This window comes from Nocardia sp. CY15 (genome assembly GCF_009829295.1).
GTDB lineage: Bacteria > Actinomycetota > Actinomycetes > Mycobacteriales > Mycobacteriaceae > Nocardia > Nocardia sputi.
Genome location: NZ_VUOT01000017.1, coordinates 1 through 23,533, shown reverse-complemented (window position 1 = coordinate 23,533; position 23,533 = coordinate 1). Strand labels below are relative to the sequence as shown.

General features: G+C 66.4%; 21 protein-coding genes and 1 pseudogene. 8 read left to right on the top strand and 14 right to left on the bottom strand.

The window, feature by feature from the left end:
* Window positions 1-400 precede the first annotated feature (400 nt).
* From GVY39_RS19680 to GVY39_RS19660, 5 genes are all read right to left on the bottom strand, one after another.
* A complete protein-coding gene (locus GVY39_RS19680) occupies window positions 401-2,188 on the bottom strand; it encodes a BTAD domain-containing putative transcriptional regulator (RefSeq protein WP_159926623.1) in 1,788 nt (595 codons plus the stop codon).
* A gap of 10 nt (window positions 2,189-2,198) precedes the next feature.
* Complete coding sequence (locus GVY39_RS19675; protein WP_159926621.1) at window positions 2,199-2,939, bottom strand: hypothetical protein; 741 nt, start codon at window positions 2,937-2,939, stop codon at window positions 2,199-2,201.
* Between the two features lie 109 nt (window positions 2,940-3,048).
* Window positions 3,049-4,194 carry a lipase family protein gene (locus GVY39_RS19670; RefSeq protein ID WP_159926619.1) on the bottom strand — a complete coding sequence of 382 codons (1,146 nt, stop codon included), beginning with the start codon at window positions 4,192-4,194 and terminating at the stop codon, window positions 3,049-3,051.
* Window positions 4,191-5,432 (bottom strand): cutinase family protein, encoded by a 1,242-nt coding sequence (locus GVY39_RS19665; protein ID WP_159926617.1) that lies wholly within the window; start codon window positions 5,430-5,432, stop codon window positions 4,191-4,193. The genes GVY39_RS19670 and GVY39_RS19665 overlap by 4 nt, the downstream gene beginning before the upstream one ends.
* Entirely contained in the window at window positions 5,429-6,226 is a 798-nt protein-coding gene (locus tag GVY39_RS19660; RefSeq protein WP_159989336.1) for a hypothetical protein, read from the bottom strand. The genes GVY39_RS19665 and GVY39_RS19660 overlap by 4 nt, the downstream gene beginning before the upstream one ends.
* Window positions 6,227-6,938: 712 nt before the next feature.
* Here GVY39_RS19660 and GVY39_RS19655 point away from each other — a divergent pair.
* The gene (locus tag GVY39_RS19655; protein ID WP_159926613.1) at window positions 6,939-7,787 is read left to right on the top strand and encodes a helix-turn-helix domain-containing protein; all 849 of its coding nucleotides are present in this window, start codon (window positions 6,939-6,941) and stop codon (window positions 7,785-7,787) included.
* 443 nt (window positions 7,788-8,230) lie between these two features.
* A complete protein-coding gene (locus tag GVY39_RS19650) occupies window positions 8,231-9,004 on the top strand; it encodes a helix-turn-helix domain-containing protein (RefSeq protein WP_159926611.1) in 774 nt (257 codons plus the stop codon).
* Between the two features lie 341 nt (window positions 9,005-9,345).
* Here GVY39_RS19650 and hisS read toward each other — a convergent pair whose 3' ends face one another.
* The 7 genes from hisS to GVY39_RS19615 form a co-directional block, all read right to left on the bottom strand.
* On the bottom strand, window positions 9,346-10,650 hold the full coding sequence (gene hisS, locus GVY39_RS19645) for a histidine--tRNA ligase (protein WP_159926609.1): 1,305 nt from the start codon (window positions 10,648-10,650) through the stop codon (window positions 9,346-9,348).
* Window positions 10,651-10,867: 217 nt separating this feature from the next.
* A complete protein-coding gene (locus tag GVY39_RS19640; protein ID WP_159926607.1) occupies window positions 10,868-11,734 on the bottom strand; it encodes a phytanoyl-CoA dioxygenase family protein in 867 nt (288 codons plus the stop codon).
* Window positions 11,735-11,745: 11 nt separating this feature from the next.
* A complete protein-coding gene (locus GVY39_RS19635) occupies window positions 11,746-12,387 on the bottom strand; it encodes a 2OG-Fe(II) oxygenase (RefSeq protein WP_159926605.1) in 642 nt (213 codons plus the stop codon).
* An 85-nt stretch (window positions 12,388-12,472) separates the two neighbouring features.
* Window positions 12,473-13,486 carry a Gfo/Idh/MocA family protein gene (locus GVY39_RS19630; RefSeq protein ID WP_159926603.1) on the bottom strand — a complete coding sequence of 338 codons (1,014 nt, stop codon included), beginning with the start codon at window positions 13,484-13,486 and terminating at the stop codon, window positions 12,473-12,475.
* The gene (locus GVY39_RS19625) at window positions 13,483-14,877 is read right to left on the bottom strand and encodes a B12-binding domain-containing radical SAM protein (RefSeq protein WP_159989334.1); all 1,395 of its coding nucleotides are present in this window, start codon (window positions 14,875-14,877) and stop codon (window positions 13,483-13,485) included. The genes GVY39_RS19630 and GVY39_RS19625 overlap by 4 nt, the downstream gene beginning before the upstream one ends.
* Window positions 14,877-16,025, bottom strand: coding sequence for a radical SAM/SPASM domain-containing protein (locus tag GVY39_RS19620; protein WP_159926599.1), 1,149 nt, complete (start codon window positions 16,023-16,025; stop codon window positions 14,877-14,879). Before GVY39_RS19620 ends, GVY39_RS19625 begins: the two co-directional genes overlap by 1 nt.
* 4 nt (window positions 16,026-16,029) lie before the next feature.
* Window positions 16,030-16,557, bottom strand: coding sequence for a PqqD family protein (locus GVY39_RS19615; RefSeq protein ID WP_159926597.1), 528 nt, complete (start codon window positions 16,555-16,557; stop codon window positions 16,030-16,032).
* Window positions 16,558-16,720: 163 nt separating this feature from the next.
* On the opposite strand from GVY39_RS19615, the gene GVY39_RS19610 reads away from it, so the two are divergent.
* From GVY39_RS19610 to GVY39_RS19600, 3 genes are read left to right on the top strand one after another with little or no spacing between them, the layout of a single operon-like run.
* The gene (locus GVY39_RS19610; RefSeq protein ID WP_159926595.1) at window positions 16,721-18,136 is read left to right on the top strand and encodes a helix-turn-helix transcriptional regulator; all 1,416 of its coding nucleotides are present in this window, start codon (window positions 16,721-16,723) and stop codon (window positions 18,134-18,136) included.
* A gap of 10 nt (window positions 18,137-18,146) precedes the next feature.
* On the top strand, window positions 18,147-19,199 hold the full coding sequence (locus GVY39_RS19605; protein WP_201295274.1) for an asparaginase: 1,053 nt from the start codon (window positions 18,147-18,149) through the stop codon (window positions 19,197-19,199).
* Entirely contained in the window at window positions 19,192-19,668 is a 477-nt protein-coding gene (locus GVY39_RS19600) for a PPC domain-containing DNA-binding protein (protein ID WP_159926593.1), read from the top strand. Before GVY39_RS19605 ends, GVY39_RS19600 begins: the two co-directional genes overlap by 8 nt.
* Before the next feature lie 446 nt (window positions 19,669-20,114).
* Here the strand turns inward: GVY39_RS19600 and GVY39_RS19595 are convergent, their stop codons facing one another.
* Together GVY39_RS19595 and GVY39_RS19590 are read right to left on the bottom strand one after the other, a co-directional pair.
* Window positions 20,115-20,465, bottom strand: a complete 351-nt coding sequence (locus tag GVY39_RS19595; protein WP_159926591.1) for a thiamine-binding protein — start codon at window positions 20,463-20,465, stop codon at window positions 20,115-20,117.
* A 28-nt stretch (window positions 20,466-20,493) separates the two neighbouring features.
* Window positions 20,494-21,822 carry a hypothetical protein gene (locus tag GVY39_RS19590; RefSeq protein ID WP_159926589.1) on the bottom strand — a complete coding sequence of 443 codons (1,329 nt, stop codon included), beginning with the start codon at window positions 21,820-21,822 and terminating at the stop codon, window positions 20,494-20,496.
* 528 nt (window positions 21,823-22,350) lie between these two features.
* Here GVY39_RS19590 and GVY39_RS19585 point away from each other — a divergent pair.
* The 3 genes and pseudogenes from GVY39_RS19585 to GVY39_RS19575 all read left to right on the top strand — a co-directional run.
* Window positions 22,351-22,914 carry a hypothetical protein gene (locus GVY39_RS19585; protein WP_159926587.1) on the top strand — a complete coding sequence of 188 codons (564 nt, stop codon included), beginning with the start codon at window positions 22,351-22,353 and terminating at the stop codon, window positions 22,912-22,914.
* Between the two features lie 103 nt (window positions 22,915-23,017).
* A complete protein-coding gene (locus tag GVY39_RS19580) occupies window positions 23,018-23,215 on the top strand; it encodes a hypothetical protein (RefSeq protein ID WP_159926585.1) in 198 nt (65 codons plus the stop codon).
* Window positions 23,215-23,533 (top strand): annotated as a pseudogene (locus GVY39_RS19575) (hypothetical protein); the annotation flags it as partial. The gene GVY39_RS19580 and the pseudogene GVY39_RS19575, both read left to right, overlap by 1 nt.

Below are 23,533 nucleotides of genomic sequence, written 5' to 3'. Positions count from 1 at the left end.
AGAGGACGCATCGAACCGGCCGTGAGAAACCGCCCGAGCATGTCTATACATCTTTGTGTATAGACAATCCCCGCCGATATCCGACCGGATATTTGCCCGATGACCTGCTGTTTCGCGCCGCGGGAGTGCGTCGTTCCAATCCGCGCACCGAATCATGCAGCGAATCTCACCATGGAACATCGCACGGAAATTTTTTCATCGAGCCACTCAGGCCGACAGGGACTCCATCCTTGAGAAAAGCTACGAGTGCCCGGTGCAGGAAACCCGATCCCTCCAGCAATTATCGAAGAATAGCGGAATGACACGAAAGCACGAACGATTGTTTCGTAAACGGCCGGAAAAACTGATTTCTACACTAATCGACAATCAACGCGAGCGGTAATATCCGACCGCATTCGACTCATTTTTGGGCACGGCGGAGCGTTTCGAGAAGCTGTCGGGTTTCCTGACTCGGGGACTGGCCGATTTCGGCGAGTCTCCGAGTCAGGAGGCTGTAGGTGCGGGTGAGTGCGGCGGTTTCGCCGAGGCGGGCGTGCAGGCGCAGGAGGTCGTGCCATACTGCTTCGTTGTACGGGTCGTTCTCGACGGTGGTTTCGAGCATTCCCAGGGTCGCGCGAGGGTCGTCGGTGTTGCGGGTGGCCAGCCAGCTCAAGGCATTCAGCGAGGTGCGTCGCGCCGATTCACGAATGGATTGGACCCAGGTGTCGGTGAGGTCGCTGGCCAGCTCGCTCGTCACCAGGGCCGCGATGCGGCGGGCGGCGTCGGTCTGCTCGGCGTCGCTGCGGGCGTGGCGGCGTTGCGCTACCGCCGTGTTGAAGTCCCAGTAGTCGACGCCGAGGTGGCCCGAGAGCCGGACCTGGGTGCGATCTTCGGCGAGTACGTCGGTGATCTGCCCGCCGGTGGCGGTGCTGAGCGCGGCGCGTAGGCGGCTCAACGTGTTCGCCAGCGCGCTGCCGCCCCGATGTCCGGGCCGCTGGCCCCACAACAGCTCGATGAGCTGCTGTCGTGGCAGCCCTTCGGGATGCAGGGCGAGCACGGCCACGAGTTCGCGAGCACGCGGCTGCAGCTGTGTGGTGATCTCCACGCTTTCCCCGGAGCCGGGGTCGTGCCAGAAGATCCGGGTGGGCCCGAATACCCGCACCGTCAGCGCGGGCGCGCCGCCTACCGGTGTCGGCACCGGCGCAGTATCGGTGGAGGCGGTCTCGGGGTGTGAGCTCGGCTCAGGCGCCGCGGTGAGGTCGCCCTCCGCGAGCTGGCCGGCGTCCTCGGCCTCGACAGCGAGCACAGGCTCAGAAGGCGGTGCGGCGATGGTCTCACCGGCGTCCACCACCACAGGCGCACGCAGGCGAGGACGCGGGGTGGGCACGGTGGCGGGGTCGATGCTGTAGATCCTCGGCCCGTCCTCGCCGCGGCGTCTGCGGCGGTCCTGGCGGGCCGCAGGGGCCGCGTGAGGTGGGTCGAACTGGCCGGAGTGTTCGTAGCGGCGCAGCTGGATCTCCACGTCGATGATGGTGCCGCGAGCGGGCGGGATCAGGTGCTGGCGTGTGCGGCGGCCAGTCAGCAGGGCACGGGCACCGGCGCGGGAGGCGGGCAACTCTCCCACGACCGGGAACCCGATCGCGTCGATGTAGGCGCGGCTGCCGCCGATGACCACGATGCCCCGGGGGCGTCGACGCCGGGTGAGATCCAGGAGCCGCTCGGCGGCGGGCTCGGGATCGATGTGCTCGGCGCGCACCACGAACAGGGCGGCGTCGGCGGCGGCGATGACCGGATGCGCGGGCGAGCCCGGTTCGGGGACACCGCAATCGGCGAACACGGTCGCGCCGAGCCCGCGCAAGCCCCGGTTCGGATCGGTCAGCAGCGCAGCGGCCGGGACAGGATGGGCGGGGTCGTATTCGGGAGGCGCGGCCAGGAACGCCTCCCCGCCGGGCAGATGCTGCACGTGCTGGGCCAGCAGCTCAGGGGTGATGGGATGGCCGACGGCGCTTCGGCGGGCGAGGCTTGCCAGGCCGAGATGCGGGTCCGCGCCGACCATTTCGGCGAGCTGGCCGCCTGCGGGGTCGGCTTCCACGATGAGCGCGGTTTCGGGGCCGGGCCAGGTGTGGGCGAGCGCGACGGTGGTCGTGGTTGTCCCGGCGCGCGAGCTCAGTCCGGCGACGGCGATCAGGTACGGCGCCTGCGGCCTCATCGATGGGTTCCTATCCCTGCTTCTGGACGTTGGAGATCACCAACGCGCCCCCGGTTTCGGCGGGGCGGGTGTTGATCAGCTGGAGGTAGTCGATCCGTGTACGGTCCGGGCGAATCTCGGCGATATGGACGTTCGCGGTCGTCGGGGAGATCGGGGTGATCGCCACGCAGTGCCGGGTGCCGGGCGGGATGGTGGCGATGCCCGCGGCGAGGCTGTCGAAGACGATCCCGGTCTCGAGGGCGAGCAGCGGCATCGCTTTGGCCGCATCACGGTCGATGTAGTACGCGGCTTCGAAGGAGGCGATCACCCCCGTGAGGGTTGTGGGGTCACCGGCGCGGTCGGTGACCACCTCACCCGAGAGCCCGGTGCACGGGCCCTGCGCTGTGGTGGTCGGGCTGGGCGGGGCGGCGGTGGCCTGTAGCTGCTGGCCGGTGTCGGCGGTGTCGTCGGTCGAGACCACCAGGACACCGGCCAGGACGGCGACAGTGGCCGCCAGGGCGGCCCAGGCACTGCGCGGAAGCCGTTCGGCGATGTCGACCCGCCATCGGGGTACCCGGCCGCTGTCGGGGGTGGCAGGAGTGGCGCGTATCCGGCTGAGCCAGAACTCCTCAGGAGGGGGCGACTCGTCGGGCTTGTCGACGTCATGGCCGGAGCTGGTATCGGCGACGATCCGCAGGTCCGGAAGAGCCTGAGGTAGGTCGACCCAGGCTTCGTCCTCGTCATCATCTGGGGTGTGGGGGTACCTCGCCATTCATCTCGCCTCGCCTCGGATCGGGTTGTCTCCGGGCTACCCGCACCCCGCGAGGAAGAAAATGGGGGTCGCGGGGTGCGGGCAGGGTTCCCGGAGGGTCAGGGGTGGATCACGTGCTCGGCTCACTTCTGGCCTCGGCCGGTGCCGAGATCGGCTGAGACACGGGGCCGTTGGCGATGTCCTCGGTGAGCCGGGCCAGGACGTCGGAGATCGCGCAGTGTGCGGTGCTGCGGTGGTCGCCGTCGTACTCGCGCCAGTCGACACGGGTGCCGCGCTGCCGGTAGGCAATCAAAGCCTTTCGTCCAGCGCGGACGGGCACGATCAGATCGAGTTCCCCGTGGTAGAGATGCAGGGGTACATCGGATTTCACGTGTGCGAGGGTCTCCAGGGCGAGGACTCGACGCCACCAGTGGTCGTTCCACGGGTCGGGTTCGCGGCACCAGTGCGCGAGAGGTTGCGGGAAGCGTTCCAGTAGTTCGACGACGGTGAGGTGGCGGGCCTCGGCGGCAGCGACGAGACCGTCCTCGTTGAGCACGTGCCGCAGGGGCAGTTGGTCGTAGGCGCGAGCCAGGCCGATCAGCCCGGCGAACGCGAGCCCCGCGAGACCGGTGCGGGTGCCCCGGCTGACCAGCGGGGCCAGGACCGCGAGGTCGGAGGCGACTGCTCCGGCCGCGACGCCGCGCAGGTCGATCTCGGGGGCGTACCAGGGCTGCAGCTCCCCCGCGACCGCCGCGACACGGCCACCGTCGGCGTATCCCCAGGCCACCACTGGCGCGACCGCGACCCCGAGGTCCGCGCCCCGATAGACCGCTCGCGCGAGGTCCAGCACGCTGCGGGCTCCGGCGCGTGCGGCGAGGAAGGTGTGCGGGCCGCCTCCGGTGATGCCCAGGCCCTCCCCGTCCGGGATCGCCACCACCCAGCCTCGCGCGAGGGCGGCCTCGATACCGGTGGTGTCGGGTTCGGCACCGATCGCCAGCAGTTGCGACGGCGCGCAGACACCGCCCAGGCCGCGAAACTCCGGGCAGTACACCAGGATCGCGGTCGTGCCCGGGGTTGCGATGGTCTCGGGGATCAGCACGATTCCCGAGGCCGCGATGGTTTCGGAGCGGGCGTTGGCCGTGGCGTAGATGACCTGCCACGCCCCCCGCGCCTCGCTCAGCTGCGCGACGAACACCGGCCGTGTGCGCACGAGGTCTCCGGGGCGGTAGCCGTCGAGGGTCGTGACGTTGTAGAAGTCGTTGGTGCTGGTGGTCATTGGTGGCTCCCGGCGAGGTCGTGGGCGAGTGCGGTCATCCACGCGATGCCGCTGGCGAGTTGTCCGGCGGCGGCGTAGCCGGTGTGGCTGCCGTGGATGTCGGCGTAGCGAAGCCACACGCCCGGATTCGTCAGATCGGCGTTGTCGCCGACCAGCTGGCCCCACGCAGCCGACAACTGCCCGGCCAGCTTCGGCAACTGCCCGACCGGGTCGGAGGCCACCACCCCAGTGATCTGCCCCCACCGCGCCATTGCGGCAGCCGTCTCATCCGCACCCGGTCGTGGAGTGCGGGGGTCGGAGGCGTCGGTGAGCCGGTCGGCCAAACTCGCCGCGGGCACGTAATCGACGATCCCGGGCTCGATTCGGAAGTCGCTGTTCACCACGGTGGTCCAGGCGTCACCGAGCACACCCGACAGCAGCGCCTGGAGCGAGCCGAGCGCCGCTACCGGATCACGCAGATCCGCCTGGGCAGCGACCTGCGCGGCCACCCGCAACAGAGCGGCGCGATCAGGTGCCGCACAGCTGAGGTCGCCTTCGACGCAGACGTCGGTCACCCGGCCGGTCAACGCCCCGTACTCGACACCCGAACTGGTGGCGATCCCGCCACCGGCTGCCGGGGCGGTGGTGATCGCCACCCCCGACACCGCCGCCCCGGACGTGCCCGGGGCCGGGTCGGGAGTGAGTTGGCCGGGGCGGCCTGGGATCACCGGTGAGCCCGGGGCGCGGTCGGGATCGGAGTACAGCGCGATACCCGCCACCCGCTCGGGCGGGACGGGTCCCTCGCCCGCGCCGACAGCACGGGCGAATTCCGAGACCACCTGTGCGCCTTGGGAGAACCCGACCACCGCGAGCGCCGTGGCCGGGCAGTCGGCGGCGATCCTCGCCGCGGTCGCGGTCAGCGCGGCCAGGCCCTCGCCGACCGAGGCCGCGTACGGGGCCGTGCCGCCACCGGTGCCTACCGCGCCCCCGAACGCGGCCGAGTACGGAATGTAGGTGCGCTGCACCAAATCCGGGACAGCGGCCACCACCGGGCCGAGCAACGCGCCCAGCATCCCGGTGTCGGCGGTCTCGGAGGCCCCCAGCGAGGACTCGCCGGTGCCCTGCACCCCGAGGACCCACAGCACGGGGCAGCCCGGCCCGCCGATCGCGGGTGGTTGCGCCGTCCCGGAACCAGGCGTGCACAGCGCGCTCGTGCAGGCCGCCAGGACGGTGGCGGTGAGGAGACGGAGACTGGTCACGGCTGGCCAACCCCCACTCCGGCACCGAATCCCGCGCCCACCGTGCCACCGGCCAGCGCGCCGACCACGGCGGCGGGAAGCCCGGCCACGATCGCGCCCGCGACAGCGCCCGCTGCCGCGCCCAGCGCGGTACCGGCCACACCGGAGGTGATCGTGCCGATGACCGGCACGGTCACCACGGTGCCCAGTGCGGCACCGGCGATACCGCCGATCGTGCCACCGGCCAGCCCGCCCGCGACCGCACCCGCTGCCGCCGCCGGTGCACCCGCCAGCGCGCCGCCGATCGCGCCACCGGCCCCGGCTCCGGCGATCGTGGCACCGGCCACCCGGTCCGAACGCCCGGCCGGGATCCCGACCGAGTCCAGGAACGTCGCCGCCTGGGCCTCGGCGTTCGCGGCGACGTCGTTGATGGTGTCGCGGACCTCCGGGGGCACCCAGTCCGGCGAGGGTGTCTGCCATTGGCCGATCCGGATCGTGTCCGGCGGCGGCTCGATCGGCGCGACCGGAGGCACCGGTTCCGGTGAGTGCAATTCGATCACTTGGATCGGGGGCGCGGGAGCGGGTGGAGGCGCCGGGCGCGCGGCCGGACCGTTGCGGATCTCAGGGGGCTGCTGCAGGTACACAGGAGGCTCGGGCGGCGGTATATCCGGTGGCGGGGGCGGGACGGGGGCGGCGGTCCCGGGCTGGACCGGGGCGGTGACGCCGGGCTGGTCGGCGATCGGATCCAGCGTCACCGCACTGGCTTCCAGCGCGGCCAGCATCATCACCACCGGCACAGCGCCGACAGCCAACACACGGCCACCCCACAGCAGCCGACGCCCGTATGCGAGGGATGCATTCCCGTTTTCGGGCACGACAAATAACCCTTTCGATCGAATGAGAAAGGAGAGGAAAAGGATCAGTAAATGCGCGTGACAACGCGCGAGAAAGGCCGGGCGCCCCGGCTGCCCGACCGCAGCCGGGAGACCCGTTGCCGTATTCCCCGTATCAGGGGATCGGTACGGCCGATCAGATGAACGGCAGGACCAGGTTCAATACCTGCGAGGCGGCTGAGAGCACATTCGAGACCAGTGATGCGCCTGCGTCGAGCAGCGACAGGATGGTGTATGGGTCCACAATTATTCCTTTACCGAAGGAGGTGCAGTTGCACCACCATCACAGCCCCGAAAACCGCTGCCGCGCCACCCCTTCGAGGGGTAAGGATTCTGCTAGCAAAACCATTACCCCTCCGGCTGCACATGGTGACCTGCACCGACGGGTGAAAGGGGTAACGCGAGTGTCAGTAGGGAAACTTCCCGAACGCGTGTCCCCCTCGGCGGGCGAGCGCAGCGAATAGTCCGCGACCGCCACACGGAAGCCTTCGGCTAATCATCAGCTAGCTCACGGAGAATAATATTTGCCGAGATGATCTTCCTCTGGTAGGAACGAATCAACTCGGGGGAGTGAACCTTTCAACGTACCCCAAGCGGAAGGGAGTACGGAAGACCGTAGTAGGAGTGGCTTTACATGACCCGGACGACGAACCCGCACCATCCACGACGACGCCGCCAGCAGGACCGCACCAGTTCGTCGTGTGCGGAGATACCCGACCTCGGTTGCTGGGCACGCCGGATCCGCGAGCGCCGCAAGCTCCCGCGCCCGCGCGCCGCCGACCGCCTCCACATCAGCAAGGAGATGCTCAAGAAGATCGAGAACAGCGATGCCCCGTGCTCGCCAGTGGTTTTGAATCACCTCGTCACCGCCTACGACCTCGATCGCGCGCAGGAACGCTACATCCGTGACCTCGCCCGGCCCGCGGTCGCTCTGCCGCCGATCGAGGAACTACGCACCCGCACCGACACTCCCGAGAACCGGGCGACACTGACCTACCTCGACCGCCGCGAGATCGCCGCCGCCTACATCGATCCGCTGTGGAATGTGGTCCTCGCCAACGAACGGTTCACTGCAGGCCTGCCCGGCATCCAACAGTTCCGCGACAACATCGCCTTGTGGTTCTTTCACCCCGGCACCACCACGCCCACCGCCGAACCCATCGTCGTGCACTGGGACAGCGCCGCCGCCTACCTGGTCGCGACCCTGCGCGGCGCCCTCGGACGCCACCGCGAAACCCCGCACGCCCTCACCCTCTTCCACGACCTGCGCGGTGCGGCCACCTTCCGCGAGGCGTGGGACACCAGCGACGCCGTTGCTTACGGCCGCCGCCCCGAGGAACCCGTCCACCTGCGCGACCCCACCACCGGCGAGCCGTACACCGTACACATCCACCTCGGCTACGCCTCGAGCTCCCACGACGTCCGATTCTGCATGTGCTACCGCGAGCCCTACCCCCGGACCAGGTCTGACCGACAGTGTTAGCCGACACGAAAATGCCGATGAACCGCAGCTCACCGTGCCAACGAATGCGACCGGCATCGCCGTGCCGACAAACGCGCCGGTTGCCGCCGATGAGCGCCGTACGGGCACAAGGCCCGCACGGTCCTGGCCTCGCGGTCCGGTCACGTGCGCACAGCCGGAGGCATCGAGAACGCCGACGCAACCGGCATCGCCACTGCCAACGCCCGGCTGGCCAGATCGGCAGGCTGAGCGCCTTTTAGTAGGAATCCTGAGTGCCATACAACAGACCCAGGAACCCGACCCTCGCCCCACACGGCATGCCCCGAATCCCCTCACCACCGAACAGGAGTACCGAATGACAAGCAATCCCCCCAACCGCCACCACGACGCCGAGCAGACGCCTCGTCGTTCGCACGCCGGGGAAATCGCGCACGCGCTACCCCCGCACAGACGGGAAAGATGAAATGCGCAAAGCCCCGGCACTCGACGGGATGCCCGACTTCCACGACTCGCTCGAATGGCTGCGCCACCACCATCACCTCTCCCGCGAGTCCGCCGCCCAACAAGCCGGCTTCAGCAGCTCCTACCTCCACCAGCTCGTCCGGGATCGGACCTACCCCGGCCCTCGTATCTTCACCAAACTGGCCGACGCCTTCGACCTCGACCCCTCACAGCGACGACACCTGCACGAACTGTGGCACCCCTCCCTCGACCTGCCACCCGCCGAGGAACTACGTCAGCACCTCATGCTCCTGGGCATCCAAGCCCACCTCGACCACCTCGATACCCGCCAGGTCCTCGCCGTCTACCTCGACCCCCTCCGAACCGTGCTGCACGGCAACCGAATCTTCCACCGCATGGTGCCCAGCCTCGCCGAGGCCGGCAACAACTACTTCCAGTGGATGTTCTCCCCCGCCGCCCGCGACCACATCGACAACTGGGACAACGAGGCCCGCTACACCGTCACCATCCTGCGCGGAACGCTCGGTCGATACCGCGACCTCCCCCGCGCACGATCCCTGTTCCGGAAACTGCGGACCACCCCCGAATTCCCCCGCGTCTGGGAATCCACACCCATGCAAGTCACCTACGACCGCCCCCGCCCGACACCGATCCACATTCGTACACCCGGCACCGACCAGCCCCTCTCACTCAGCCTCGAGATCAGCGACTACCCCGACTGCCCCGATGTCCTCCTCGCCTACGGCCTCTACGACACATCGGCCATCGCCCGCTAAGGCGGCCCCGTGCGACGGTGGGTGTCCACGACGCTCGCCGCCTGCTGCGATCGATCAAATGGTCAGTCAAACAGTCGCCCGAGCAGGGCGCCCTGGCCGGATTGCAAATACCTCCTCTACGCGCTCAGGCAGGACGATCTCGCACGCCACGAGCAGGATGCAGCCGAATTGTCTTGGTGCATGGAGTCGTTCAACGAGCTGGTGGCTGCGGTACAGGCCGGACGGTTGCAGCTGCCGACGAAACAAAGCAGCGGCAGCCACTTCCGGCGCGCGAGCCCGAAAGTTCGGGCTCCGAATGACCTCGGTGTAGGTCCTGCCCCCTTTGAGCAAACTCGGACCGACTACTGTGGTCGATCGTTTGAGGTACGGGTCGATGTCTCCAGTTCGCGCTCATCGCTACGAACGACCGCGCCGTCTACCAGTTGAAGAATCGCGAACGATCCAAAAGAGGCCGCCTCCAGGCGCTTCAGTTGAGCGCCGAGCTTGCCGCTACGCCGGACAACTTCAACCGTGCGGCTATCGTGCCGCAACTCGCGCGCTGCCGAGAGTGCCTCCGCAACGGGGACGTCGGGTTCGACGAGGATCGCGAGGGCGTCGTGGCGAGCCTGGTGGCCGAGTAGGTTCACAATGCGTTCGAATCCGATGGAGAAGCCGCAGGCGGGTACGTCTTTACCGAGGGATCGGCCGATCAGCTGGTCATAGCGTCCGCCACCAGCGACCGAGCTGGACGACTCGGGGTGGGCGATCTCGTAGATCTGGCCAGTGTAGTAGCCCATGCCACGCACCAGGGTGGGGTCGAATTGCCAAGCGAGCGAACGTTCTTCCGCGAGGAGGTCCAGGCTGGCGGTGGTGGCAGCGAGGTCGTCGAGGGACTGCTGGGGCACGCTTGGCAGCGCGTCGGCCAACACGTCAAGGAGTTTGCCTGTCGGGGTGTCCTGGAGCGCGGCGATCTTGTCCAGTGCTGCGGCCACGGCCTCTCCGGGCATCTCTGACTTGGCGAGTTCGGCGCGGACGCCGTCCCAGCTGATCTTGTCGAGCTTATCCAAGGCGATGAAGAACTTGTCCCAGCAGGCTTCGGGCAGGCCGGAGTCTGCGGCGACAGCGGTGAGGAACCGGCGGTCGGACAGCCGCACGGTCACGTTGTCGAGGCCAACGGCGGCCAGGGCGCTGGTGGTGGCTTCGATCAACTCGGCTTCGGCCAGCACGCCGGGTTCGCCGATCATGTCGATGTCGCATTGGTAGAACTGGCGGTAGCGGCCCTTCTGGGGCCGTTCGGCACGCCAGACGGGGCCGACTTGCAGGGCGCGGAACGGGGTGGGCAATTGAGCGTGATTGTTGCCGTAGAACCGGGTCAGCGGCACTGTGAGGTCGAACCGCAGCCCGAGGTCGACCAGATCGGCGACGATGCTGCGAGGTTCGACTTCGGGGGGCAGGCCGCGACGCAGGACCTGGTAGATCAGCTTCTCGTTCTCGCCGCCCTGGCCCCCCTGCAAGCGGGTGATGTCCTCCAGGGCGGGAGTCTCGATGCGCTGATAGCCGTAGCTGCGGTAAATCTCTGTGATGGTCGACAGCACATGGTCCCGCGTGGCGACCTCTGCGGGGAGCAGATCGCGCATTCCGCGGGCAGGACTGTTGTCGACTTTCACAGGGCATCCTTCGCTGCGTTGGTGGGAGTAGCCCGGCTCACCAGAGTGGGGCCGGTGGCAGGTACATGGACATGCAGGTACTTGGACATGTTAGTCAGGCTGGGATCATGTCCGGTCGGCGACGTGTTCGGCGGCGGCATCGTGCTCAGGCAGCTGTTGGCCTGTGACTGCGAGGTTGGCGCGGGGAATCGCGTGCGGAACGGTCCGCCAGCGGTGACTAGAGGGTCTCGTAGGCATGGAGGCTTTGTTGTGCCTGGCAGAAGTCGGCTCGGGCTTGGTCAGTATCCGACCAGTCGTCGCCGTAGATCAGCTCCAGTTGATCGGGGATCGCGCCGTAGACGTCGCCGGGGCGGCTGCGCGCCCCGAAATCGCCCAGTAGCCGGCGGCGGCGCGGCGTTTGGCGATCGAGGATATCGACGTCGGGAGTTATCCAATAGTCGACGGGTCGGCAGAATAGTTGGCCGTAGCGCAGGACCACGCTAATGCGGGTGGTGTCGCTGGTGTTGGCTGCGACGCCATGACCGAGTGAGAGCGGGAACAACACCACGTCACCGGCATGCGCAAGGATCTGTCTGGGCTCGGCAACCTGTTCGAACGCGATCTTGCCCGGAAAGTTCGCCTGGTGGGAGCCAGGAGCGACGGTGAAGTTCCCAGCATCGGGCCTGGTGAGTTCGGTGAGGAAGAACTGGGCTTTGATCTGCACTTCCTTGACGCTGGGTGCGGCGTGGATGAGCGACGGGCCTTGGTCGGTATGGAAGGCCACGAGAGGCTCGGGTGCGGGGTATCGGAAGAAGATCTCCGAGCCGAGCACCTGCACGTACGGGCCGATGAGCCCGAGAATCCGGCCGAACACCCCAGGGTGATCGAGCAGCAGATCCAGTTCTGGGCACCAGCGCAGCGCATTCGCGATGCTCAGGTCTCGATTGTTGCCAGCGTCGAAGACATCGGCAAAATCGACGGCAGCGTCGCTGCTGTGCAGGTCGAGCAGCGCAGCGTGAAGCGTTTGTACTTCGGCAGGCGCGAGCGCGCCGCGGATGTGCAGATAGCCCTGTTCGGCCCATTGCTCGCGTTCGTCGTCGGTCATCAGCCGTTGTGTCATCGCTCGATGCCTCCATACAGCGTGGTGATCGAGAAGCGGGATCCGTGTTGGACCGGCCGGACAGCATGCGCTCGTGTGGGTGCTAGCGGGAGAAGCAACGCGGAGTTGAATCGCGGTCGCAACTGCCGTGTTTCGGGTCGCAGGGTCCATTTCTTCAGGGGAAAGAACCAGTCCGAATCGTCGTATTCGACGACGTCTTCGACCAGACCGACGACGGTTTCCCCGCCGTCACCTGAAGTCCAGTCCGCCGTGAGATTGCACACGACCGAGAGCCGATACTCGGGTGCTGGACAATCATCGTGCGGGTCGACGTAGTCACCGACATCCATACGGTAGGGCGTCGTGGGCCGCAGCACCTCGAGAGGTTGCCCGAGCCATCGGCTCAGCTGGTCCAGCCACCACGGGCTGACGAACATGTCGAGGGCGTCGAGCGCAGTGATATCGGGCGCAGCGGCCGTTGCGATGGGACTGTCCGGCATGTCGCCCAGACGCCTTGCGCGGCTTACACGTTTCGTGTCGCCGATTTCGTCGCGCTCGTAGTGGATTCCACGACCCAGATGGTCGGCAAGGGAGCTGGCGTAGTCGGGGTCGAGCACGTCATCCATGCGGATGGCGACAAGTTCATCGGCGATGACCACCGTGTCCTCGATGAAGCAGCGGCCTGCAGCGACCGGACGCGTCTCCAGTTCGAATTGCGGAATTCGCATTGTCTTTCTCCTCCGTTCAGCAGGCGCCGTTGAGCCGACCGAGGGCCTTCCCCCGTGGCCGGATCCAACGTGAGGTGGATCGCTCCGCGTGGTCATAGGCGGCGGTCACGAGCACGCTGATCTGCTCGACGTCACTCAGCCGGGAACCCATCGGCGGCTCACCTACTGCAATCCGGTGTAGGTCAGTGACCGGGCGCAGCATGGGCTCGGGCGCGATGACGGTGGGTGCTGGAGCGTCGAAAGTGCAGCCGCTCTCGTTCAGGAGGGCGGCTCCTTGGTCCGCTTCGAGGGCGATCTGCCAGTCTCCGCAGCCAGGCCCCTCCTCCGCGTCGGCGAGCACCAGGCGCACCTCGACGGCGCCAGCACGGAAACAGAGGTCCGCTTCGACGTCCGCGCCGCGTTCGTTGCGGCCGAAAACCGCCGTGATCGTGTTGGGCGAGGGGGCCGGAACGTCGGCGGGCAGGAACATGGCAATGACATCCAGTGCGTGGCTGCCGTTGTCGATCAGTACACCGTGCCGGGGGCCGGCGGATGCCCTGTAGGTGGGTGCTGTGTGGGCATACCTCGTTGCGTACGGTCCTGTCCAGCGAGCCTCGATTCGGCGCAGTGACCCGATAACTCCCTGCGCGACCAGCTCGGCGCTCTCGCGGATGTGCGGCTGATAGCGTCGGTTGAATGGGGCGACCCAGTACGGGCGTGCGCCGGACAGACGCCGCAGCCGGGAAAGTTCGCTGGAGGTCGCGGCGACAGGCTTCTCGACCAGGCATGGCAGTGTGGCGGGAAGCCCCTCGAGTACATCGAACACCGCGCGCGGCGGCACCGCCACCACGACGGCATCGAGCACGCCAGCGTGCACCATCGAATCGACATCGTGATACGCGGTGCTGCCGAAGTCCTCGGCTATTGCGGTCGCCGAGTTGTGGCGAGCGGCGGCTACGCCAGCGAGGTTCATGGCTGGGTCGGTCACGATGTCGAGGGCATGCGAGCGCGCCGCGAGTCCGGCACCGACGAGTCCGATTTTGAGGCTCATGCTGGTCTCCCGACGAGCGGAAGGTGTTTCTGCACCTGCTCAGCCGCGTGGTCCCATTGGCTGCGGATCGGTTCCAGGCGTCGCAGATTGGCGATATCGCGGAAGTCTGGAGAGCAGAACTCGTCGTAGCAGCGGCTGACCCAATCGCGAATATCCCTGGCGGACATGGCGTCGTTGTGGCAGACGGGCATATCGAGCCAACTGGTTGTTTCGTACCAGTACTTGTCGGGAATCGTGATGCCGTACCGCCGCGGGTTGGCGTACACGTCCGTGCCAGGGCGAGGCTCCATGACGTTGAACGTGGCGACCGTGGGATTTACGAGCCGAATGAAATCCATGGTGGCCGCCAGCGTTTCCGGGGTGTCCCCTGGCGCGCCGACAATGAATGACGCGTGCAGCTCCAGCCCCGCCGCCATAATCCGCGCAGCCGTCTTGTACAGCCGCGCGGGCGAGGTGCCCTTTTTCACCAGTCGCAGCGTCTGTTCCTGAACGGACTCGAATCCGACGAACACCCGATATGCGCCCGCCTCGATCATCGCGTCGAGCACTTGCGGGCGCGCGTCCTGTGCCCGCATGTTGCTGGTCCACGGGATCGTCAGGCCACGCCGCGTGATCTCCTCGCAGATCGCAACTGCTCGGCGTGGGTCGCCGGAGAAGGTGTCGTCACCGAAGAAGATCGAGGAGAACCCGAGCTCGGCGACGGTTTCCATCTCGTCCGCGACGTGCGTCGGGCTGTTCCACCGGGCCGTACGACCAGCAATCGTCGTCGAGCAGAAGGTGCAGCGGCTTGGGCATCCTCGGGCGGTCATGACGACCGTCTCGTAGTCGTAGTCGAGGTAGTTGCGCATGTCGAAGATGCTGCGGTCGGGTCGTCCGTATCGGTCGAGATCCATCTCTGGAGACGAGGGCGCCGTCGTCCGGACGCCGGGTCCGTCCCGGAAAACCAGACCCGGCACCTTCGCCAGCGCCGAGGTACCCCCGCCGGAATCTAGAGCGTCAGCGAGGTCGACGATGCTGTCCTCGGCGTCGAACAGCAGCACGAAGTCGACACAGTCGTGGCGGGTGAGGCACTCGGTGCCGATGAACGAGACATGCGGGCCACCGAACACAATCGGGGTCGTCGGACGCCAACTGCGGACCGCTCGCGCGATCTCGAGCGCGTGGTAATAACTCTGGGCAACGGAGGTGACGCCGACCAAGTCCGGGTGGACGTCGTCGAGCCTCGCAACCAGCGCATCGACATTGTTGCCCTCGAACGGCAGGTCCACATGCACAACTTCATGTCCAGCCCGGCGCAGCGAGCGCGCCATGTAGGCGTAGCCCAGAGGTGGATGCAACAGCAACGTATGCGGGTCGTGCGTGTAGTGCGGATTGACGAACAGAATCCTCATCATTCGGCTCCTACACGCAGCCGAGGCAGGCCCACGAAAACCCCCGGAGCCCTTTGCGGAGCAGTCGCAGGGATAGTCTGCTGCGCGGTGTCGAGTCCGTGAGGGTCGAAGTCCACGAATCGCTGCGCACCGCAACGCTCGTCGTACTTGCCGTTGTAGTGGAACGCCTTGCAGCCGCCCATGCACGGCCCGAGCGCCGAGCAGGAGCCGCATGGTCCGGCCGGCGGTTCCCGGCGGTCGGAGTAGCGGTCGACCAGCCTTTGCCAGATGTCGGCGAACGGCTCGTCGCGAACGTTGCCGATGGCTTCTTCGATGAAGTTGCAGCCGGACACGTTGCCCACGGGGTCGATCGACACCATGCTGGTCCCCACATTGCACAGATTCGATCCGATGAACAACTCGCGGGCCGGCTGGTCGGTCAGCCGGTCGTCGATCAGCGTCAGCATGAAAGGGTCGTGGGTGTAGATGTCCAGCACGCCTTGGTGATCGAGGATCAACTGATACAACCGCTTGCACACTTGCTGGTAACGGGGCCACAGGGTGCGATCGAAGACGCTGTGCAGGTTGTAGCGGTTCTGCATGAAGCTGATCGCGTCGACTCCGATGTCTAGGGCGAAGTCGACGATGCGGTCGACATGCTCGTAGTTGTGGGAGTCGATGGTGGTCGAAAACCCCACCGTTGCCATGCCTTCCTGCTTGAGCATCCGCAGAGCCCGGACGGCGACGTCGAATGCACCGGCCTTGCCGCGGACCCGATCGTGCACGGCGGGGTCGGTGCTGTCGATCGACACCATCGCGCGACTGATCCCTGCTCGGATGAGCTTCTGCGCGTCCTCGGGCTGGCGGACGTAGAAGCCGTTGAGCATCAGAGTCTGGTAGAAATCCAGGTCCCGGAAGACCGCTGCCGCCTCGTGGAAATCCCGACGGATCATGTTTTCGCCGTGTGAGTACACCAGGCTTGCCGCGCCCTCGCTGTGCAGTTGCTGTGCTAACCGGTCGATCTCGGCGAGCGTGAACTCATCCCGGTTGCGCCGGTACAGGGCGTAGCAGTGACTGCATTTCAGATTGCATCGATAGGTCAGACCCAGCTGGACAAGGATCGGCAGCGGATGCTCGGGAAGCTGGAAGTCGTCGGGCCTGACGAGCACGGCCTCATGCTGCATCGTCGCCCCGCTTCAGCAGCCCGGCATCGGTGAAGTCGTCAATGAAAGCGGTAACGTCGGCGGCGATCTCTTCGGGCGCCGCGTCGAATTCGAGGGTTAGAGCGTCGACGATTTCGCCGAATCCCTGGGGGCCTTCCGCCAGCAGACCGACGACGGCCGACGCCGATTCGTTCAGCTCGTACATCACGCCCTTGGCTCTGTCGAACAGCATTGTCAGGCCGGCGCTTGTCTTTCGCGCCACGGCGTGGGTGTGAAGAGAGATCTTGGTGCTTTCGAGTTTTGCGGACATGGCTGCCTCGCCTTCGAGCAGGAACGGCTTGTCTTTTCTGGGTCGGTGCCCGCCTTCAACGACTCGGGCGGGCACCGACAGTCCGACCGGATCAGCAATGAGTCCGGACGTTGCGGGCGCGCCACTGCGGACGACGCCAGGGTCGCTTGACCTTGGCCATGGAGATCCTCCTTCCCCGCTGTTCAACTCGTTGTAACCGTTCGCCACAACGACTTTCAGGATGATCACTTCCGCTGTCCGGCGTTGACCGAATCGGGGCTGTCAGTGCGGACAAACATGCTTGTCCGCATGGCACCGGCCCCAGGGCTCCGATCTCGGTAGACACCTCGGAGGCCCTTGAACGAGACAAACGAGTAGCGGACACGCCGTCGCGATTGCGACAATCGACGTCGTGGGGCGGGCGCCGGATCATCTGCACGGACTATCCGCGAGCGGCGGGTTCGGAGCCGAGCTGCGACGACGACGGGAAGCCGGAGGCTATTCTCTCGCCAACCTGGGCCGACTCGTGCATGTCAGCGGCGACCTGATCGGCAAGATCGAGAAGGGGCAGCGGACGGCGAGCCATGACCTGATCCGACGGCTGGACGACATCCTCGGCGCGGCGGGGGCTCTGGTTGAGTCAGTGCACCGCCCGCAGCCTCGGGCAGAAGATGTCGTGCTCACCACCAAACACGCTGCCGCAGCGATTCCATGGGCGCGAAAGACGCGACGTCCGTTGGGCCAGATCGCCATCGAAACCCCAGCTGGCCAACGCTTCACTGGTACATCCATCCCGGCCCTCGTTCTGCCTGCCGACAGTAAAGAGGAGCGCATTCTTCTTGACGGCGGATCGCAGCGGGTTCGCGATCATGCCCGCACCCGGAGCGGGCTCCTGGTCGCCGCCGTGGAAACCAACGGGTCTTCGCGGTACTTCGGGCTCTCCGCCAGGGCCAGTCGACAACAGGAACTGGTGCTGCCGAGCGCATACGAGCTCGACGAGATAACGATGGGAATGCTGTGGGCCGTCAGCAACCTCGATGAAGGCCTGCTCGATAGCGATACCGAACTCGACGCGGCAGTTGCTGTACGTCATCTCTATGCCAGCGCCACGGCTTCGGCGATCAGCCGGGACGACACCCTTTCCCTGGTAGCTCAAATGTGGCTCGGTTCCGACTTCTGCGCCCGCCACATTCTCCGCCATGCCGACCGGCTCGGCCAGACACCGCTGTACTGGACGTCAGAACGAACCGGAGAAGAGGCAAGTGCCTGGCTGCTGTTCGCACACAAACTCGAATATCTCCAAGAGACAGCCGCGCGCCATGCAGCTGGCACTCCATCGATTCGCGCCCTCCACGTCGCGCCGGATCCGTCTAGATCGATGCTGCCGGAACGGATTCTGCTGCTCCTTGCCGCAGCGTTGATGGAATCGTTCCGCATTCGCGTCGTGGTGTGCCCGGACCCGCTATTCGATGACACGCCCGGATTTGTCTTGGACCCTGGCGCGACAGCCATACTCGCCAACTGGGTGCGGAGCGACGACGTCTGGTTGGTGGATATCACCGACAAACGAACGACCGTCCGTCAGTTCGCCGACGTCATTGGGCACGCCACGGCTCACTCGGCGATCGACGCGCCGGAACCCCTCCAGCGCCTGCACCGCCTCGCCCAGTACCTCGATATCGACTGGAACTGGGTCACCCGCAGATGCCGTGGGCTGGCCGGTACAGGCATAGCCCGCCTGGTCCGGCCGAGGAGTCGCCTATTGTCCCTGGCTGGACTCGAACGGGCCTGTGCCTTCCTGGGCATGGGGGCGGCAGCGGGCGGATAGTCTGGCTGTCGTGTCGAACCCTGAAAGCCTCAGCCGAGTCGTCGTGTTCGGACTCGGTGGAACGATCGCCATGACGCCGACCGGCTCGGGGGGAGTCGCTCCCAGCCTCACAGCCGAACAGCTCGTCGACGCCGTGCCGGGCCTGAACGATGCTGGGGTGAAACTAGATGTAGTGCAGTTCCGGCAGATCCCTGGGGCCTCGCTGAGCTTCGCCGACATCGCCGCGCTCCACGAGGCCGTCGCCGCAGAACTACCGAACGCCGCGGGCGTCGTCGTGACCCAGGGAACCGACACCATCGAGGAGACCAGCTACCTCCTCGACCTCCTTCACAATCGGCCTGAGCCCGTGGTCGTGACCGGCGCGATGCGCAACCCGAGTATGGCTGGAGCTGACGGTCCGGCCAACCTCCTCGCCGCAGTCCAGGTAGCCGCGTCCCCACAGGCGCGGAAACTGGGCTGTGTGGTCGTCTTCGCCGACGAAATCCACGCCGCACGCCGCGTCCGCAAAACCCACACCACCCGCTGCGCCGCATTCGAATCGCCGGACGGTGGGCCGCTCGGCTGGGTTTCAGAAGGCCGCGTGCACTTGGCTAACCGCCTATCTTTCCGAACTTGTCTGCCCGCACCGCCGACCGACGATGTCCGCGTAGCCCTGGTGTCCACCGCGCTCGGCGACGACGGCACCGTCCTGGACGCTGTCGCCGACCATGTCGACGGGATCGTCGTGGCCGCCGTGGGAGGCGGACATGTACCTGCCCACGTTGCTCCGCGCCTCGGCGCGATCGCCGAACGCAAACCGGTAATTCTCGCGTCCCGCACGTGCGGCGGAACGGTGCTGGCCGAGACCTACGGATTCTCAGGCTCCGAACGCGACCTGCTCGCTCGCGGCCTGATTTCCGCTGGGTTCCTCGACCCGGTCAAGGCCCGCCTGCTGCTGCACACCCTGATATGCAACCAAGCCGACCGCGACACCATCGCGTCGGCCTTCGCCGTAGCCAGCGGCCACGCCGATCCAGCCTTGTGGCCCTGGGCCGTACAGATGGCGGGTGCGGACAATGCGTAGCACCGAAGTCGCCATCGGCAGAACGTTTTTGGTCGTGTTCGATCACGGCGACGACTTCTTCCCTGCGCTGCAGGACTTCTGCCGCTCCAACAACGTCAAGCAGGGATTCATCCCGTCCTTCATCGCCGGATTCTCCGAAGTCTCCATCGTCGGCACCTGCGAGAAACTCGAAAACCCCGCAGCCCCGGTTTGGTCCAAGGTCCAGCTCGCCAATGTCGAGGCGTACGGCGGCGGCACCCTCGCCTACGATCCGGACCACGACATCATCCGACCGCACATCCACGTTGCAGTCGGCCTCAAGGAGTTCAGCGCCGCCGGCCACACCAGCCATCTCCTCGAGGCCTCAGTCCAGTTCCTGACCGAAATGATGCTTATAGAAGTGACCTCCCCCGACCTGAGACGCATCCCACGCCCGGACCTATTCGACGTTCCGCTTCTCCGGTTCAATCGGCAAGCAGACCACGAGTGAACCTCCGTTGTCCCAGCCGCCCAGGCAATTGGGCTGGCTTCAGCACCGACGAGTGTGACCTTCAGAAGATCCATTATTGATGGCCCCTGCAAGCCTCTGTCTCACGGCCGCAGAGATCCTTGAGATACCAGTCCCAGGGGACCGCGCTCATCGACGGCATAGTGACTGAAGTGGAATCCGCACCGGGACGCGACGGCCGCGGGGCTCGGTTGCACGATCGCGCAGGCGACAGCGGCGTTCGCGGCTGGCCCCCCAGCACCCAGGAACTCTTCTAGCGCTAGACTTTTGGTGTCCTCACCTGGATAGTGGTGAACAGCGTACGTGATGTAGAGGGTAGCCAGACCCACGAACAGTGCTGCGGTCACCGAGTGTCTCCTCCGGATTAGCGGAGCCAGGCAGCGTTGACTACGCGGTCGGCGCATCGAGGCGTGCGGATCAGTGGGGCATCAGGAATGGTCCCTAGCTGTTGCGGGTCGTGACGTCGGTGACGCGGGAGATCCGGTTTTCGCCGCCAAGTGCCGCTCCACCGATACCACCTTGCCGGTCAGAGCGTCGGTGACGCCCGGCCGAATATCACCCTTCAGCACGATGCTGCATCGGGGTGCGACAGCCATGACCGCGCCAATCGCCTGCTTGATCACCGCCATGACTTCGTCCCATTCCCCCTCGATCGTGGTGAAGAGGGCGTTCGTTTCGTTCGGCAGTCCGCTTGCTCGAATCACGCGGACAGCCTCGGCAACTCCTTCGCCGACGCTCTCGCCGGTCCCCATCGGCGTGACTGAGAAAGCGATGATCACGGCAGCTCCTATCGGTAAGGGCCTGAGGTCATGAGGCGTGGAGCAGATCGGCGATTTCGCGCCGAAGGTTTTGGGCGCCAGCGGAAGATGTCAGATGATCGGCGCTGGCGGCACGGTACACCAGCTTCAGGCCATCGAGGACGCGCGCCGAGCTAGTGCCGCCAGCGCTTTCGACCGCCTGGATTCCAAGCGCCAATCCTTCATCGCCATCCCCGTGGCGCAACTCCAGGGCAGCCAGCCGGATCAGGCTGAGCTGACGTGACCGGGCATGCTCATCGGACAAGTGGAGCGCTGTCCGGAGCCTGGCGGTCGCGCCTCGCACTTCGGCATTTTGGTGGTACGCGAGGTCAAACAGTCCTTGCGCCGTGTCCCCCTGAAGCAGCGACTCGGTGTAGTAGGACTTGAAGCCTTCCTGGTCGGTATCCGGATGGTCCTGCGCCTGCGCTTCGGCAAAGAACTGCTCGGCCTGGTCGACAGCCCGCATACACTCGACCGCATTACCGAGCTTGCCGAATGCTCGTGCCTGCACCGCCGCGATGTCGGCGCGGCGCAGCAGCGACAGCCGGTCGGATCGAACCGATGCCAGCCCAAGCAACGTCAGCGCGTTGTCGGCATTCCCGAGATAAATATCCTGACGGGCCAAGCATGTCAGGACTGCCGCGCGCAGCCACCACTCGTCAGCTTGCTCGGCGCAGTGCCACCCCGCGCGAAAGCTGGTGCGGGCTGCCTCGTGGTCGCCGCGGTCGTACTGTGCCCAACCGACGACCCGAAAGAACGTCCCCACCACCGTGTGCATGGCGCTGCGTACCGGCTCCGACATATCCGCCCGTAGGTAGTCCACTGCCACCCGGAGCTGCGCGACCATGCCGTCCCCGATGTGCATGCCAGCGTCGTCCGCGGCACGGAACAAGGAGGCCCAGTCACGGACGCGGTTGACGTGATCCATACCCACGCGTGCGGGTGCGTGGTCGATTGAGCGGGTGGCCATCGCGACCACATCGTCGGTTACAGCCGTGGCAGATACGGCTACCAGACCGCGAAGAAACTCAGCGCGACGCACATCATCCACCTGATGTTCTGGGGGCCATGCCTCCCCATCATAGGGTGCGCGAACGGCAGGTCCGGCGAACGAACGGCGACTACGATTGTGCCGCTCACGCCACACCGCCTCCCCCTCAGCCACGATCTGCTCGAAGCGGTCGCGGTCCTCGGGTGTCGCCCGCTGCTGGTAGGTCGTATCCAGGATGGCTTGGGTACCAGATCGCGGCGTGACTGCGCTCAGCCCGCTGCGCCAGTTCGTGATCGTGGTGGTCTCGACACCTAGCAGTGCGGCGAACTCACGGATCGACTTGCGCATGGCTTCTTGGAGTGCGGCGGCTTCGAAGCCGGTCCACTGTCGCGCTCGTACCATCGCCTTTGCCTATGTTTTTGAGCCTGACCTGGGCAAATACCTACGCAATGCCCACACTACCCCATCACCGCGCGGTGACGGCCGAAACCGCATGTGCGCCAGGGTCAAAAGCGGTACCCGGTACCGGGCCGACGCCGCAAACCCCTCACGCGGCGCACCGGCGGCCAGGGTGGCGGGCCGGTGGCGAAAGCCCCCGGTGCCGGGTACCACCCGAACTTTTGCCGCCTTGGACCCGGAAAGAAGCACTGCGCGATGCCCACCAGTTCCCTCGCTATCTATCAACTGATCGCCATGACCGGACAGGCGGCGCATCAAGCGCCCCTAGTGCCGTTCACGATCTCGCAGGCGCACACCGTAATGCGCTACCGCGTTGCCTGCCGGGCGAGGTGCTGCCCGCACAAGGCCGCCGCCCTCGACACGCTCGTTCAAGCCGGCCGGGTGGTGCCATCCGAGACGAAGCCGCGGTGAGCCACGATGACCACACTGCCCAGTAGCGGCTCCCCGGACGACCACCTGCCCGATATCAGCGGCAGCGATCCGGCCGGAGTGACGCCGGAATGGGCGCCGGTCGAGCCGCTGCCGTCGAGCGAGATGCTGCTGGCGGCACTCGCTGGACCGATGCAAGTTACAGCCACGGACAGCCTCGATCCGGCGAGCGACTTGGTGATCTGCCAGGAGCGACATCGGTTGGCGATCAGCGTGTTGGCGAGTGGCGCCGTCGCGGGCGAACGGGTGCAATCTGTTGCGACGGCTCTGGATTCGGCGCGCGACCTGCTAGTGACGATCGTCGACGACGCTGTGGGCAATCGACTACTGCGCCGTCGGCGGGATGGGAGGCACCTTGCGGGCACGGATGGGGATGCCCGGCCTGTGTCGGTACATACGGAGTCGATCGGGGAGATCCCGGCTCGGATGGCCGCGCTGTGGGTCGTGCGCTTCCTACCTGGTCGGACGCTGTCGCAGGAGCAAGCGCGAGCCGCGCTGCGAGTGGCAGGGGAGCTAGACGGGTGCGGGGGTACGCGGCTGTGCTGGGTTTGACGGTGCTCGAACTCATCGGGGTGGCCATGATGGATTGCTCCGGGCAGCAGGCGTATGCGCACGGTAATGCCCCGCAGGCTCTCTCGCGATTGGGGCGAGCGCAGTGACCGGCGAGCAGGCCGCCGCCTCGGCTGCGGCGGTCGCGGCGTTCAGCGCGGGAGCTGCACGAGGCCACCAGGCTGCCGCCTGTCAACGCCGGTCGAATCTTGGATGCGACACCGCCCTCGAGCTGGCGGAGCTGGATGCCGCCTTGGATGCGGCGGCATGGCATGTGTTCGAGGCTCGGGCGGTGGTGCGGTGATGTTCGAGAGATGTCACAGTGCGCGGGAGGTCGCCGAGGTTTACCGGCGGCGTGGGTTCATCGTGTCGTGCGCGTTCGATCGCGTGTTCCTGGTCGCGTCGCTGACGTTGGGCGCGGTGGTGATGCCCGCGCCGCTGGGTAGGCGGGTGCGGAAGGCACTGCTCGACACGGGCAAGTTCGCCTCGGTGCCGATCCTGACCCATGCCCGCCCGGATCGGGAGTGGGTGTTCCTGGTCGGCCCGGCCTGGGGTGCGGGAATGTCGACGCCGACCGTGGCCAGCCTCGAGGCACACGGGGTGCGAGTCCTCGACGCTCGGC